General features: G+C 64.1%; 17 protein-coding genes and 2 pseudogenes. 6 read left to right on the plus strand and 13 right to left on the minus strand.

The genetic code is table 11. The annotated features are described in order from the left end of the window. The 11 genes from EZJ19_RS15815 to dsrA form a co-directional block, all read right to left on the minus strand. Positions 1 to 189, minus strand: a 189-nt coding sequence (locus tag EZJ19_RS15815; protein WP_165873491.1) for a twin-arginine translocation signal domain-containing protein, incomplete at its 3' end; no start/stop codon positions are given. Further along, positions 186 to 644: an Hdr-like menaquinol oxidoreductase cytochrome c subunit gene (locus EZJ19_RS15820; RefSeq protein ID WP_165873492.1), complete on the minus strand. Its 459-nt coding sequence runs from the start codon at positions 642 to 644 to the stop codon at positions 186 to 188. The genes EZJ19_RS15815 and EZJ19_RS15820, both read right to left, overlap by 4 nt. Positions 645 to 646: 2 nt before the next feature. Further along, entirely contained in the window at positions 647 to 2,623 is a 1,977-nt protein-coding gene (locus EZJ19_RS06350; RefSeq protein WP_131445701.1) for an NAD(P)-binding protein, read from the minus strand. A gap of 76 nt (positions 2,624 to 2,699) precedes the next feature. Next, positions 2,700 to 4,235, minus strand: a complete 1,536-nt coding sequence (gene dsrK / locus EZJ19_RS06355) for a sulfate reduction electron transfer complex DsrMKJOP subunit DsrK (protein ID WP_131445703.1) — start codon at positions 4,233 to 4,235, stop codon at positions 2,700 to 2,702. 46 nt (positions 4,236 to 4,281) lie between these two features. Then, positions 4,282 to 5,019, minus strand: coding sequence for a respiratory nitrate reductase subunit gamma (locus EZJ19_RS06360; RefSeq protein ID WP_131445706.1), 738 nt, complete (start codon positions 5,017 to 5,019; stop codon positions 4,282 to 4,284). 123 nt (positions 5,020 to 5,142) lie between these two features. Beyond that, positions 5,143 to 5,478 (minus strand): TusE/DsrC/DsvC family sulfur relay protein, encoded by a 336-nt coding sequence (locus EZJ19_RS06365; RefSeq protein WP_131445709.1) that lies wholly within the window; start codon positions 5,476 to 5,478, stop codon positions 5,143 to 5,145. Between the two features lie 25 nt (positions 5,479 to 5,503). Continuing rightward, positions 5,504 to 5,803: a sulfurtransferase complex subunit TusB gene (tusB, locus tag EZJ19_RS06370; protein ID WP_131445712.1), complete on the minus strand. Its 300-nt coding sequence runs from the start codon at positions 5,801 to 5,803 to the stop codon at positions 5,504 to 5,506. A gap of 12 nt (positions 5,804 to 5,815) precedes the next feature. After that, on the minus strand, positions 5,816 to 6,208 hold the full coding sequence (gene tusC / locus EZJ19_RS06375) for a sulfurtransferase complex subunit TusC (protein ID WP_131445715.1): 393 nt from the start codon (positions 6,206 to 6,208) through the stop codon (positions 5,816 to 5,818). Between the two features lie 10 nt (positions 6,209 to 6,218). Then, positions 6,219 to 6,611: a sulfurtransferase complex subunit TusD gene (gene tusD / locus EZJ19_RS06380; RefSeq protein ID WP_131445718.1), complete on the minus strand. Its 393-nt coding sequence runs from the start codon at positions 6,609 to 6,611 to the stop codon at positions 6,219 to 6,221. Positions 6,612 to 6,685: 74 nt separating this feature from the next. Beyond that, complete coding sequence (gene dsrB, locus EZJ19_RS06385; RefSeq protein ID WP_131445721.1) at positions 6,686 to 7,759, minus strand: dissimilatory-type sulfite reductase subunit beta; 1,074 nt, start codon at positions 7,757 to 7,759, stop codon at positions 6,686 to 6,688. A 105-nt stretch (positions 7,760 to 7,864) separates the two neighbouring features. Then, positions 7,865 to 9,163 carry a dissimilatory-type sulfite reductase subunit alpha gene (gene dsrA, locus EZJ19_RS06390; RefSeq protein ID WP_131445724.1) on the minus strand — a complete coding sequence of 433 codons (1,299 nt, stop codon included), beginning with the start codon at positions 9,161 to 9,163 and terminating at the stop codon, positions 7,865 to 7,867. Positions 9,164 to 9,435: 272 nt separating this feature from the next. On the opposite strand from dsrA, the gene EZJ19_RS06395 reads away from it, so the two are divergent. From EZJ19_RS06395 to EZJ19_RS06420, 5 genes and pseudogenes are all read left to right on the plus strand, one after another. Then, positions 9,436 to 9,681 (plus strand): DUF6967 family protein, encoded by a 246-nt coding sequence (locus tag EZJ19_RS06395; RefSeq protein ID WP_131445727.1) that lies wholly within the window; start codon positions 9,436 to 9,438, stop codon positions 9,679 to 9,681. A gap of 7 nt (positions 9,682 to 9,688) precedes the next feature. After that, a pseudogene (gene cas6, locus EZJ19_RS06400) lies at positions 9,689 to 10,335 on the plus strand (type I-MYXAN CRISPR-associated protein Cas6/Cmx6). 44 nt (positions 10,336 to 10,379) lie between these two features. Continuing rightward, complete coding sequence (locus EZJ19_RS06410) at positions 10,380 to 10,715, plus strand: TusE/DsrC/DsvC family sulfur relay protein (protein ID WP_131445735.1); 336 nt, start codon at positions 10,380 to 10,382, stop codon at positions 10,713 to 10,715. A 74-nt stretch (positions 10,716 to 10,789) separates the two neighbouring features. Beyond that, positions 10,790 to 11,641, plus strand: a complete 852-nt coding sequence (locus EZJ19_RS06415) for a sulfurtransferase (RefSeq protein ID WP_131445736.1) — start codon at positions 10,790 to 10,792, stop codon at positions 11,639 to 11,641. Between the two features lie 271 nt (positions 11,642 to 11,912). Further along, positions 11,913 to 12,494, plus strand: a complete 582-nt coding sequence (locus EZJ19_RS06420) for a glycosyltransferase family protein (protein ID WP_131445738.1) — start codon at positions 11,913 to 11,915, stop codon at positions 12,492 to 12,494. Between the two features lie 6 nt (positions 12,495 to 12,500). Here the strand turns inward: EZJ19_RS06420 and EZJ19_RS06425 are convergent, their stop codons facing one another. Then, positions 12,501 to 12,785, minus strand: coding sequence for a hypothetical protein (locus EZJ19_RS06425; RefSeq protein WP_131445741.1), 285 nt, complete (start codon positions 12,783 to 12,785; stop codon positions 12,501 to 12,503). A 251-nt stretch (positions 12,786 to 13,036) separates the two neighbouring features. Here EZJ19_RS06425 and EZJ19_RS06430 point away from each other — a divergent pair, with 251 nt between their 5' ends. Continuing rightward, positions 13,037 to 13,939, plus strand: coding sequence for a TauD/TfdA family dioxygenase (locus EZJ19_RS06430; RefSeq protein ID WP_131445744.1), 903 nt, complete (start codon positions 13,037 to 13,039; stop codon positions 13,937 to 13,939). 1 nt (position 13,940) lies between these two features. Here the strand turns inward: EZJ19_RS06430 and EZJ19_RS15825 are convergent. After that, positions 13,941 to 14,144, minus strand: a pseudogene (locus EZJ19_RS15825) (hypothetical protein); the annotation flags it as partial.

A 14,144-nucleotide genomic window follows, 5' to 3' on the forward strand; every position in this document is an offset into this window, starting at 1 on the left:
GGTGTCGATCAGCATGCCCCAGCGTTGCTTCGCGGAGGCCGGCTGGTCGGGGGCACGGCCGTGCGCGTTGATGCCGTACAGCAGGACACCCGGCGCCAGGGCGACGCCGGCCGCGCCGGCACCGAGCTTCAGGAAATCGCGCCGACCGTTGTCGGCGTTGTCTTGTGCGTGCTTGTCGTGCTCGCTCATTGCTTCTGTTCCCCCGGTTGTACAGAGGTCATCATGGGCGACGGCGAAGCGGGTTGTTCCAGCGCCGCCTTGGCCTTGGCGGGTCTCTTGGCGTGGCAGTCCCAGCAGTCCAGCTGAACCGCCGCGTAGGCGTGGCAGCTGTCGCAGTCCGTCTTGATGGCGGCATGGTCGGCGGCGTTGTTGGAGTGGCATTCCATGCACCGCTTCAGGCTGAAGTCGCCCGACCGGATGCCGCGCCTCAGGGTGTCGTCGCGTTGATGCTTCAGCAGGTCGGGATGGTGGCGGATCATGAAATCCTCATCCCGGATGCAGTGCTCGGTCTTCGCCTTCGCGATCACCGGCTCAGGTTTATCGACGCCTGCCGCCGCCATCGGGGTGTGCGCCACGAACAACGCGGAAACCCCGAGCAGGGCGGCGAGGCGGAGCCGTCGGCCCAGTCTCGCCATGCCTTTCATGCTTAGTCACCCATGCCCATTTGGATATAGCCGGTCGGACAGACGTCGGCGCAGATGTGGCAGCCGATGCACTTGGCGTAGTCGGTGTCCACATAGCGGCCGGTCGTCGGGCCGTCCTTCTTCTTGACCTTGAACACGGCGGTCTGCGGGCAGTAGACGACGCAGTTGTCGCATTCGAAGCAGAGGCCGCAGGACATGCAGCGCTTGGCCTCGGCGACGACCTGCTTGTCGTCCAGGGCGTGCAGACGATCCTCGAAGTTGCCGAGGGCCGAATCCTTGTTCAGCACCGTGACGCCGCGCTGGTTACGCGGGGTCTTGGCGAAGTGGCCGAGGAACAGTTCGGTGGACGGGATCACGTAGCGGCCGGAGCGGTCCTCGAAGTTGTGCAGCAGACCCTTGTCGCCCGAGGTGCCCCATTGCTGGCCGTGGCGCTCTTGGTAGTCGTGGCCGGATTCCATCCACTTGCGGATCATGTCCCAGTGGTGGACGTCGACCTTGGGCCGCTTGTCCACTTCCTCGCCGGACAGGAACTCGTCGATGCCTTCGGCGCAGATGCGGGCGTGGCCGATGGCGGTGGTCAGCAGGTGCGGGCGGATCACGTCGCCGGCGACGAAGACGTTCGGCTTGCCGGGGAAGCGGTAGTTCTTGTCGGCGCGGATCAGGCCCTTGTTGTTGTTGAACTCTTCCAGACCGGTGAAGTCGACGGCCTGGCCGATGGCGGAGACGATCAGGTCGCCGGGGATGTCGACCTCGGTGCCTTCCTTGATCTTGGTCTCGTTGCCGACCATCTCGAATTCGGCGACGCGCAGGGCGGTGGCACGGCCATCGGCGCCCTTGATCACGGCCACCGGGGTGACGCCGCCGACGATCTCGATGCCTTCGGCCTTGGCCTGCTCGATTTCATGCTTGTTGGCGGCCATCTTGTCGATGGTGGCGCGCGAGACGAGGACCACCTCGACGCCCTGGCGGGCGGCGATGGAGGCGACGTCATGGGCGGCGTGGCCGGCCAGGACCATCTCGGGCAGGTCGGTGCTGGAGGCGTTGGTGATCTTGCCCAGGCGGCGGGCGACGGTCGCGACGTCGATGGAGGTGTCGCCACCGCCGATGACCACGACCTTGTTGCCGACGTGCTGCAGGCGGCCTTCGTTGAAGGCGCGCAGGAAGGCGACGGCGGTCACGCAGTTGGGGGCGTCGGCGCCGTCGACCGGCAGCGAACGGCCACCCTGGGCGCCCAGGCCCATGACCACGGCGTCGTAGGTCTTCTCGATCTCGGCCATGCTGATGTCGGTGCCGATGCGGCAGTTCAGGCGGGTCTCGACGCCGAGGTCGACGATGCGCTTGATTTCGCCGTCGAGGACGTCACGCGGGGTACGGAAGCCGGGGATGCCGTAGCGCATCATGCCGCCGAGTTCGGCGTGGTCGTCGAAGATGGTGACGCCGTAGCCCTTCAGGCGCAGCTGGTAGGCCGCGGCCAGGCCGGCGGGGCCGCCGCCGATGACGGCGACCTTCTTGCCGGTGTCCTTGGTCGGCTGGGCGAAGGCCAGGTTGTGCTCGAGGGCCCAGTTGCCGAGGTAGTGCTCGACCGAGTTGATGCCGACGTTCTCTTCGACCTGGTTGCGGTTGCAGCCGGATTCGCAGGGGGCCGGGCAGACGCGGCCCATGACGGCCGGGAACGGGTTGGCTTCGGTCAGGCGGCGCCAGGCGTATTCTTCCCACGGCATGGTCGGCTTGCCGTCGGCGCCGACCGGCGGCTTCTCGATGCCGCGCACGATGTTCAGGTAGGAACGGATGTCCTCACCGGCCGGGCAGGAGCCTTGGCAGGGCGGCGTGGAGAGCATGTATTCCGGGCACTTGTGCGTCCAGCCGGCCTGGAAAATCTTGTCCTGGTTGGAACGGTAGTCTTCTTCCGTCTGACCGTCCTTGTAACGACGCCAGGTTACGCCTTCAGTCTTCTTTACGTCCTTGGATGTGACCGACATCTTCGCTCTCCTATCGTAAATCGCGCGGCCAGGCCGCCTAATCTGTTTCGCGGTCGCCCGCGGCTAATTCAACCAATCAATCCTGTTCGAGCAGGATCGCCGTACTGACCAACTGGTGTACGCCGCCGACCTGGCTCATGTCGAACCCGTAGTACGGAACCACCTTGGTGAACTGGGCCTTGCAGATGGCGCAGATCAGGGCCAGGAAGTTGACGCCCCGCTCCTGGGCCACGGCGTTGTAGGCGTTCATCCGGGGCAGGGCGCCCTTGACCCGGACCTCCATGAGGTCGTCGGTCAGGACGCCGCCACCGCCGCCGCAGCAGAAGGTGGACTCGCCGATGGTTTCCGGAGCCATGTCGTGGAAGTTGTTCACCACCGATTTGATGACGTTGCGCGGGATGGTGAACTGGCCGCCCGGTTCGTCGCCCATGCGGGACCCGCGGGCGACGTTGCAGGAATCGTGGAAGGTGACGACGCGGTGGTCGTTCTTCGACTTGTCGAACTTGAGCACGCCCTTCTGGATCAGATCCCAGGTGTACTCGCAGATATGGGTGGGCTGCTTGTAGCGCGGGTCGAGCTGCTTCTGCAGTTCGACGGAGAACGGATCGTCGCCGCCGTAGCCGATGCCGGTCAGGGTGTTCCAGAAGGCGTAGGCGACGCGCCAGGCGTGGCCGCACTCGCCGACGATGATGCGCTTCACGCCGAGCTGGAGGGCGGCGTCGCGGATGCGCATGGCGACCTTGCGCATGGTCTCGTAATTGCCGTTGAAGAGGCCGAAGTTGCCCGCTTCGGAGGCGTGGCTGGACATGGTCCAGGACGCGCCGGCGGCGTGGAAGACCTTGGCGTAGCCGATCAGCGACTCGACGTGCGGCTCGGAGAAGAAGTCGGCCGACGGGGTCACGAACAGGATCTCGGCGCCCTGGACGTCGAGCGGCATCTTGACCGCGACGCCGGTATCCATCTCGATGTCTTCCTCGAGGCCGGCCAGGGTGTCTTCCAGGGCCGGACCGGGCAGGCCGAGGTTGTTACCGATCTTCTGGACCTTGCCCAGGATCTCGTTGGAGTACTTCTGGCCGTAGCCGACGTAGTTGAGGATCTCGCGCCCGGCCATGGTGATCTCGGCCGTGTCGATGCCGTACGGGCAATACACCGAGCAGCGCCGGCATTCCGAACACTGGTGGTAGTAGTTGAACCACTGGTCGAGGGTTTCCTTGGTCAGGTCCTCGGCGCCCACCAACCAGGGGGCGATCTTGCCCGGGAGGGTGAAGTAGCGGCGGTAGACCTTGCGCATCAGTTCCTGGCGTGCCACCGGCATGTTGTTGGGGTCGGCGGTGCCCAGGAAGTAATGGCACTTGTCGGTACAGGCGCCGCAGTGCACGCAGGCGTCCAGGAAGACGCGCACGGAACGGTATTTCTTCAGGACCTGGCCCATGCGGTCCAGGGCGCGTTCCTTCCAGTCGTCACCGAGTTGCCAGGGATAGCCGAGGAATTCCTGCGGGCCCTGGCCGGCGACGAAGGCCTTGATGTGGCCCATCGATCCTTCCTGGACCTTGGGCACATCGGTGTAGGCGGTATCCGACAGTTTGGGTACTTCGAACTGGGGTGCGGCCACGTTAGCTCCTTAACTCTCTTACAGTCGATGTCCGGTTGGACGCTGCTCAGCCGTTGTTCTTTTCCAGCGCGGCGGCCCAGGGTGCCAGGCGGCGTCGTTCGCGCGGGTTGTCCACCTGGTTACGGGTGGGGCTGAAGAAGACTCCGGGGACATGCAGCAGCTTGCTGATCGGGAAGATGATCATCAGCAGAGCCACCAGGAACAGGTGCACCAGCAGCGGGGCGTCGGCCGGCAGCGGCTGCCAGTCGAAGGTCACCAGGCCGAGGGCGAAGGCCTTGAGGGCAATGATGTCGGTGTGGGCGACGAAGGTCATGGCCATGCCGGACAGGCCGATGGCGATCAGCAGGGCGAGGATGAGATGGTCGGACGGCGTCGAGATGTAACGCACGCGGTCGACCAGGAAGCGGCGTGCCCACAAGCCGGCCAGGCCGGCGACCATGGCGAGGCTGGCGTACTTGCCGAACGGCTGCAGGAATTCGACCCAGAACCAGACCGGGTCCTGGAAATAACGGATGTGACGGAGCAGCACCAGCGCCAGACCGACGTGGAACAGGTAGCCGAAGATCCAGATCCACTTGTTGGACTTGAACAGGCTCTCGAAGAAGACCACTTCCCGGAACATGCGGAAGCGCACGCCCATCAGGGTGGTGGGCGCTGGGGTGGTGGGGATGTTGAGCGGCGCCGGTGTGGTCGCGTACTCATATACCCGGTAAGCCAGGCCGCCGATGAGAATGATCGCGGCGACGTAGTAAAGGCCGATGTAGAAAGCGGTCAGGGCTGACATTCGTTCCTCATTACGTACAGTCGAGAGTAGAGAATGGAGACGGTTTTCTCCACTCTCGACTCTCGGCTATGGATTCATAGCCGGGAGTGGTGGCCGGCCCGTGGGGCCGGCCAGGCACCTGGATCAGATGCAGCCGGTCGGCTTCGGCAGGCCGGCGATCTTGCAAGCCTGCTTGGCGGGGCCGTAGGGGAACAGTTCGTACAGGTACTTGTTGTTGCCCTTGTCCGGACCCAGCTTCTTGGCGATGGCCTTGGTCAGCACACGGATGGCCGGGGCGATCTGGTACTCGTCGTAGTACTCACGCAGGAAGTTGACGACTTCCCAGTGGTTCTCGGACATGTCGACCTTCTCTTCCTTGGCCAGGTAGTCGGCGACATCCTTGTTCCAGTCGGCCAGATTGACCAGGTAACCTTCTTCGTCGACTTCCACGGTCTTGCCAGCAATATCAACCATAGGCATGGTAGTTCTCCTAATTAATTCAACATTACAACCAGGACTGGCAATTCGTGTGCTCTGCGACCAGATCCACAAAACCGCCGTAATCCACGACACTCACCCCATCCAGGACGCGATCGGCCATGCCGCGCGCGGAAAGATCGGGAGCCAGGGCATAGACCTTCACGTCGGCCATGGCCGCCAGGACCTTGCCCTCGAAGCTGCCGCCCTTGGTGGCGCCGTAGACGCCATCCTCGATCAGCAGGACCGCGGAACCTTTGCTCGCCAGACGCAGGCAGCTCTCGAGGGAGTTGCGCTCGTAGGGCGACTTGTTGACGATGTGCAGCATGTTCTCGTCTCCTTAGAAGCTGATCAGGACGTCTTGCTCGTCCAGCTTGGCGGCCAGTTCGGCGCGGTCCATGACGATGACGTCCACCAGGAGGTCATCCTCGGTCAGGCCGCGGGCTTCCATGGACTCGCGTTCGACGTACAGCTTCTCGATGTCGTAGCCTTCCAGGGCACGATAGGTGGGCGAGAAGTTCTTCTGGCCCAGTTCCTTGGTGTCCTGGCCCTTCTTCAGCTCGTACACGCCGTCGTCGATGAAAGCCATGCTCACGTCCTGTTCGAACGCGGCCGAGATCAGCACCACTTCCAGGCCCTCGAGGGCGTAGATGGTGCCGTAGGGGGCCTTGCGGTTCACGAACATGAACTTCTTGATGACGCCGCCTTCTTCCATATCCATTTCGTCGCTCATCTCGAATTCCTCAGTCGCCGAAAGTCACCAGGCGATCGCACTGGATGCCGGCTTCCACCAGTTGGCCGAGACCGGAAATCCGGAAACCCTCGGCGATGTTGTTGGCATCCTTGCCCTGACGCTTGGCTTCGTTCTCGTCCATGATGCCGCGCCGTTGGGCGGCGGCGATGCACACCACCATGTCCAGGTTGTGCGCCTTGGCCAGTTCGCTCCAGCGGGTGACGATGTTGCGGTCGTCGCGCGGCGGTTCGGTCAGGCGGGTCGAGTTGTTGACGCCGTCGTGGTAGAAGAACACGCGATAAATCTCGTGTCCCTTTTCGATAGCCGCCTTGACGAAGTTGTAGGCGCTATCGGAGGCCTCGTGGGTGTAAGGCCCTTCGTTAACGAGTACACCGATCTTCATTTAAATATCCCTAACTCCAGATAACCGATTGCTCGGCAACTCCGGGGGCACGGGACCCCCGGGACGCATCAACATCAGAAGCGGATGTGAGCGGACGCGTTCAGGCTGCTACGGCCGCCGCGCCAGTTGTCGACATGGTACTTGGTGAAGGGCAGACCGGTCTTCTCGAAGAAGGCGGGCCAACCGATACGGTCGATCCAGTCGTTCATGCGTTCCCACGGACGGCCATCGGCCTTGTAGGTGTCCAGGATCTTCTTGACCACGGCGCCGACTTCCGGCCAACGCGGGGCGTTGTTGGGCAGGCCGGAGGCGACCAGCTTGTGGAAGGTCGGCCGGGAGCGGGCGTTGGAGTTCTTGCCACCGACCCAGACGGCGATCTTGGAGTTCTCCGGGTCGTTGATCTGCATCGGCGGGCACGGGGGGAAGCAGGCGCCGCAGCAGATGCACTTCTTCTCGTCGACTTCCAGGGAGGGCTTGCCGTTCACCAGGGCGGGACGGATGGCCGCGACCGGGCAGCGGGCGACCACGGAGGGCCGTTCGCAGACGTTGGCGACCAGATCGTGGTTGATCTTGGGCGGCTTGGTGTGCTGGACGATGATGGCGATGTCGGCCTGGCCGCCGCAGTTGATTTCGCAGCAGGAGGTGGACAGCTTGACGCGGTTGGGCATCTCGCAGTTGACGAAGTCGTGATACAGATCGTCCATCAGGGCCTTCACGACGCCGGAGGCATCGGTGCCGGGGATGTCGCAGTGCAGCCAGCCCTGGGTGTGGGCGACCATGGACACGGAGTTGGCGGTGCCGCCGACCGGGAAGCCGTTGTCGGTCAGGGCCTTGATCAGGGGCTCGACCTTGGCGCCGTCGGTAACCATGTACTCGATGTTGGAACGGGTCGTGAAACGGACATAGCCGTCGGCGAACTGGTCGGCGATGTCAGCCAGCTTGCGCACGGTGTAGTGGTCCATCTGGCGCTGGGTGCCGGCCTTGACGGTCCAGACTTCGTCGCCGCTGGCGGCCTTGTGGTACAGCACGCCCGGCTTCGGGTGGTTGTGGAAGACCCACTTGCCATAGTTCTTGGCCATGACGGGGTGCATGTACGGCATCGGATCCGGGGCGCCCGATTCGATGGTGTCGTGAGTACGTTCTGCCATTCTTGTCTCCAACTGGGTGAGATCAGAAAACTTTAAGATGCTGGTATCCGCTATCCTTTGCCGCCCAAGCGGGCCGATGGCCCGCCGGGTCAGGCAACCGGACGTTTAGGCCGCGGCCTTACGTTCGTTCCACTTCTCCACTTCCTCATCCCAGCCGTCGGTACGGACGTAGGGGTTGGTACGCGGATGGACGATCATGTTCGGGTCGATCGGGATATCCAGGCCTTCCAGGAAGTTGACCAGGCCGATACGCTCGATCATCTCGCCGGTACGCTCGTGCTCGAGGGCGTTCTCGGCGAAGAAGTCCAGGATGTTGCGGGACAGATCGTTCAGCTTCTCGAAGTCCTCGTCGGATTCAAGCTTCATGAACGGGATCACCACGGTGCCCATGGAGGCGCCGATCTTCAGCACGCCCTTGCCGCCGACCAGGATGGTGACGCCCTTGTCCTTGCCGGGCAGCAGGGCGCCGGGCATGACGTTCAGGCAGTGCATGCAACGCACGCAGTTGTGGTTGTCGATCTCGATGCAGTTGGCGTCGGACACGGCGACCTTGGTGACGCCTTCGGCGGCAGCGGCGCCGTCGTTCTTGGTCAGCTGGATGGCGCGGGTCGGGCACATGTTGACGACCATGTTGATCAGGTCTTCCATGCTGTGGCCGGCCATCCAGTCGCGGGCCAGCTTCTCGTCGGCCTGGATGCTGTCGCGCCAGGTGCCGATGGTGGCCATGTCGGAACGCTGGATGGAGTTCACGCAGTCGTTCGGGCAGCCGGAGAACTTGAACTTGAACTTGTACGGCAGGGACGGACGGTGCATGTCGTCCAGGTTGTTGTTGATGACGGTGCGCAGGGCGCGGGCTTCGTCATAGCAGGACATTTCGCAACGGGCGGCACCGACGCAGGACATGGAGGTGCGCAGGGCGGGACCGGCACCGCCGAGGTCGAAGCCCATTTCGTTGAACTTGTCGAAGGAGCGCTGAACGTCAGCGGTCTTGATGCCCTGGAACATGATGTCGCCGGATTGGCCGTGGAAGGCCACCAGGCCGGAACCACCGGTTTCCAGCCAGGCGTCGCACATCTGGCGCAGGAGGTCGGAGGTGTAGTGCATGCCGGCGGGGGGCTGGATGCGCAGGGTGTGGAATTCGGCGGATTCGGGGAACTTGGGGGTGCCGTCGGCGTTCTTCAGCTCGGTGAAGCGCGGGATCACGCCGCCGCCGTAGCCGACCACGCCTACCGTGCCGCCCTTCCAGTAGCCGAAGCGGGTGTTGTAGGAGGTTTCCAGTTGGCCGAGCAGGTCAACCATCATGTCATTGTCTTTTGCGAGCCGCTTGATGCCGGTCACGAAGCTGGGCCAGGGACCCTTCTCCAGTTCGTCCAGATTCGGCGTATCGTACATTTGCTTAGCCATCTGTTTCTCCTTTAGGTCTTGCGAAACGATATGTCGTCACTACCTTTGCACCACCCGTCGGCCTCAAGCCAGCACGAGATCAGTCTGGCCATATTAGTGACGTCTGATGCTCCGGGCCATCATTCCGATGGGGTAACCCGCTTCTTCGTTTGGGGGGTACAAACCTACCCGGTCGGGTAGGTTTGCATACTCCCTCGGCGGGAATGTTTAATACCTGACAAATATTGTCAAATATTTAGCAATCCGACATATTCTAAAGTAATCTTGCGGCTATGGACCAGATCAATTCACTGACAAAATTCCGTAATCCCTATGGCAACCAGGAAATCGAGTTGCAACAGGTGGAATACGAGGCCGGCGGGACGCCGATGCTGCGCCTGCGCATACGCGAACGGGGTGCCCGTTTCACGATCTTCGATGTCGACCCGGTGACGGCAAAATACTGGGCGGAAGAGATGCTCAAGTGGGCAACGCCGTTGGCATCCGAGGGTGCGGCGGCAACCGAGGCCGGGGACTGACATGCGCATGTACAACCCGGAGTGGGAGGCGATCAAGGACTACGCCTACGTGGCGCGCTGCAAGGATGTCCAATTCGACCTGACCGGTAACGAGATTCCCGCCGATCACGGCTACGCCCTGTTCGAGGCGCTGGCGCGTCTGCTGCCCTGGCTGCGCGAGACGGCCGACGTCGGCGTGCACGCGATCCACGGCGCGCCGACCGGGCGCAACGAGAATCTCGTCATCAACCGGCGCGTCAAACTGGTGCTGCGGCTCCCGGTCGACCGGGTCGCGGACGCCTTGGCGCTGGTCGGCCAGCGCATCGAGACAGGTGCCGGGGCGCTGCAGATCGGGGCGGCAAAGGAAAAGGCCCTGACGCCGTACGCGACCTTGTACGCCCCCCTGGTCGACTTCGGTACCGGGGACGAGGTGGCCTTCCTCGAAGCGGCACGGGCGGAATTGGATAAAATGGCGATCCGATGCGGACTGATCCCGGGGAAGAAGCGTAAAATGCACACTCCCGGGGGGAGATCTGGGGTTACAGCCTGATGCTGCACGACGTCAGCCTGGAGCAGTCGCTGCAGGTGCAGGAACAGGGCCTGGGCCGTCACCGCGCCTACGGCTGCGGCCTGTTCGTCCCCCACAAATCAATTAAGGAAGTAGCGATCGACTGAATCGGTCGCGAGTTTTTTGCAACGCTTGGAAATAGGAGAGAACCGTGGGATACGTAGTGAACGGCGAAGAACTGGAAGGCGATGACGAGAACTTCCTCCTGGAAGCCAATTTCAGCGATGATGTTTGCCCTGTGATTGCCGCAGCCGAAGGCATCAAGGAACTGACCGACCTGCACTGGCAAGTCATCCGCTTCATGCGCGAGCGCTATCAGGAAGACGGCCACACCCCGAACTTCCGCAACATGGTCGCCATGCTGACCGACGAGGACGACAGCGTGGACTGGAAGAAGACGCTCTATGAGCTGTTCCCGAACCAGCCCAACCGCCAAGCCTCCAAGGTCGCCGGTCTGCCCAAGCCCTACGGCAAGGGCGGCTACTGAGCTTCAGAGTCGAGAGCCGAGAACCGGGAGCCCGCCTCCCGGTTTTCCACCCTCCACTTTGAAGTACTCCCCTGATGTTCCACACCACGCTTGTCTCCACCAGCCACCTTGCGCGTCACCTCGACGATCCGAACTGGGTGGTGATCGACTGTCGCTTTTCGCTGAGCGACCCGGACGGAGGCCGGGAGGCCTACCTGAAGGGCCACGTGCCGGGCGCCCATTACGCTCATCTCGACAACGACCTCGCCGGGCCGATGGGTGCCGCGACCGGGCGCCACCCGATGCCCGACATCGATGCCCTGGCCGGAAAGCTGTGCCACTGGGGGGTCGGCATCAACAAGCAGGTGGTGCTGTACGACGACGCCTTCGGCTCCATGGCGGCGCGCCTCTGGTGGCTGCTGCGTTGGCTCGGCCACCCGGGCGTCGCCCTGCTCGACGGCGGCTACCCCAAGTGGGTCCGCGAAAAGAACCCGGTCAGCCAGGAGATTCCGGCCGCGGACGGCCATGCCTCCTGCGCCAAGCTGCCGGAAGCCAGCCTGATCGTCGGCGCCGACGAAGTCCTGCGGGCCTCCCGGAGCGGCGACAAACTGATCCTGGACGCGCGTCCGGAACGCCGCTTCAGCGGCGAGTTCGAGCCGCTCGACCCGGTCGCGGGCCACGTGCCCGGCGCGGTCAACTGGAATTACGAGGAAAATCTCGACATGGACGGCACCTACCTGCCGCCCGAGGCCCTGCGCGAGAACTACCAAGCCCTGCTCAAGGGCCGGGCGCCCTCGGAGGTCATCCACATGTGCGGCTCCGGCGTCACCGCCTGCCACAACGTGTTGGCCATGGAGATCGCCGGCCTGTCCGGCTCCCGGCTCTACGTCGGGTCGTGGAGCGAGTGGATCACCGACCCCTCGCGTCCCGTCGCCACCGGAGAATGAGAGCCTATGTCGATGGTGAACATACCCCGCGTTGAGGCCAGGATCGGATGGATGCAAGGCGCGTCGCGCGGCGAATGGTCATTCCATTCGCAAGCGGCGCAACGCCGCAGACGCCGATCCTGGCCTCAACCCGAAGGGCCGGCTGCCTGCGGGCGCATCGCTGCGTTACGGGCGACTCGTGGAGAATCACTACACTTCGTCCCCCGTGCCTTGCGCTGCATCCCGCAGGCAACCGGCGCGGGACATGTTCACCATCGACATAGGCTCTGATATGGCAGCCCCCACCCGAGTCAAGACCGTCTGGTTCAAGAAGGAGGGCGAGCGTCCGGCCGAAGAGATCGCGACCGCCCTGGCCACCACCATCTGGCGCATGGCCGACCGCGCCGTCGACAACCTGTCCAAGGCCGACTACGACATCATCACGCCGCAGCGCGGCTTCAAGATCATCGGCGAGCTGACCGCCTTCGCGGTGCACTACGTCGATCGCGTCGTCTTCCCGCGCATGGACGACCGGAAGCGGGGCGAACTGGTGAGCGCCATCGGGGTGCGTCTGGCCGAGATCATGGAGGACAACATCCTCGACGTCACCGGCGGGGCCCGGGATCCGGACTACGACTACCAGCAGGGCTACATCGACATGCTCAACAACCGCATGACCGAATACGCCCACTACGATTTTCCCGACGACAAGCCGAGCTTCCAGGCCCTCCGCTACCTCAGCCTGCAGATCCGCGAAGGCATGGAGAGCACGGACCAGACCTGGATCCAGGATCAGATCATGGACATCGAGATGCCCGAGATCCTGGGCACGGTGAAGAAACAGGTGGACGGTTTCTACCCCACGCCGGCCTGACGGCCGTCAGAGCATGGGTTCGTTGGCCGACCAGGCGTCGCCTTCCCGGTCGTTGCTGAGGCCGATCTCGTAATGCTCGCTCAGGTGCATCAACTCGAGCATGACGTCGAGCGGAAAACCTTGCTGGCCCGGGCTGACGTCGACCAGCAGGGAGTGGAAGAAGGCCCGGCACGCCTCGGGGTCCGCCCAAGTCCCGGCCAGGCGGCGGATGACATGGGGGAAGCGCGCCGCGGTATGCGGTGCCGCCCGTTCCAGCAGGGCGGTCAGGCTGGCATCCGATTCGTTGTCCATGGCTGAGGCCTCTTTGTCGTGTCATCGGGTTCACCGGCGACGAGCGTCTCCATACCCGCCACCTCATGTCCGGTCGCGTCATGCAGGCGACCGATTTGTCCTAACGATAGCCGCAACGGTGGCCGTTTGCCACGTTTGCCCGGCGTGCTCGAGCGGGTCGGAACAGGCTTGCCCGGATGCCCGTCTGGGCGGGAAAATGGCGTCGGCCGAGCCATGAACCGAGCCGTTCGGCCTGCCTCGGAGGTCTTCAGATGATCCCCTACGAAAGCCCGTTTCATCCCGACAACGACGCCGGCTATCGCGCCTGGCGCGACGCCAAGCTGGCCGCCTACCCGAGCCGGGCCGAGGATCTCGTGGTCGAGGTGCGCGATCCGCATGCCCTCACCGGCGCCGAGTACCGGGCCGTCCTGGACCGGGTCCGACGGACCAACATGGTCGTCTACGCGACCGGGCTGGGCGACGCCGAGGACAAGGCGGCCGTGCGGGCGCTCTCGGCCCAGTTCGGGCTCGCCCATCTCGACGCCAACTGGCTCGCGGACGAGGACGGCATCTCCAGCCTGACGCCGCGCGACGAGGGCGGCGAGAAGCGTGGCGACTACATCCCCTACACCCACCACCGCATCCGCTGGCACACCGACGGCTACTACAATCCGGAAAGCCGGCGCATCCTGGCCATGACCCTGCACTGCGTGCGCGAGGCTGCGGACGGCGGCGAGAACGAGCTGTTCGACCAGGACCTGGCCTACATCCACCTGCGCGACAGCAACCCGGACTTCATCCGCGCCCTCATGGCCGCCGACGCCATGACCATTCCGGCCCGGGTCGACGAGGTCGACGGCGAGCGTCCGGAGGAGAAGGGCCCGGTGTTTCTGGTCGACCCGGTCAGCGGCGGCCTGCACCTGCGCTACACGGCGCGGACCAGGAGCATCGCCTGGAAGGACGACCCGACCACCCTGGCCGCCGTGAAGGCCATCGAGGATCTCCTGGCCGGGCAGCCGTTCGGCTGGTTCCGCCTCAAGCTGCAGCCGGGCATGGGCCTGCTGTGCAACAACGTCCTGCATACCCGGGACGGCTTCAGCGACAGCCCGGAGCGCCGCCGCCTGCTCTATCGCGCTCGTTACCACGAGCGCATCCGCGACCTCCGCGCCGGCTAGGTCACTTGGCCGGGCAGTTGGCGATACAGCGCGTCTCGACGATCTTGCGGCCGCCGCAATTGGTGTAGCAGGTGTCGTAGGGGGCCTGGCAGCCGCAGTCGCCGTCGCACTTCTTCTTGGCCACCTCGTCCCGCACCGCGTCGCGGTTGGGCGGGGTCGGGGCCGCCGCAGGCGGATAGGCGGGCAGCCAGGGCTCATACCACCA

It is taken from the genome of Parasulfuritortus cantonensis, from assembly GCF_004337445.1.
In the GTDB taxonomy this organism is placed as follows: domain Bacteria; phylum Pseudomonadota; class Gammaproteobacteria; order Burkholderiales; family Thiobacillaceae; genus Parasulfuritortus; species Parasulfuritortus cantonensis.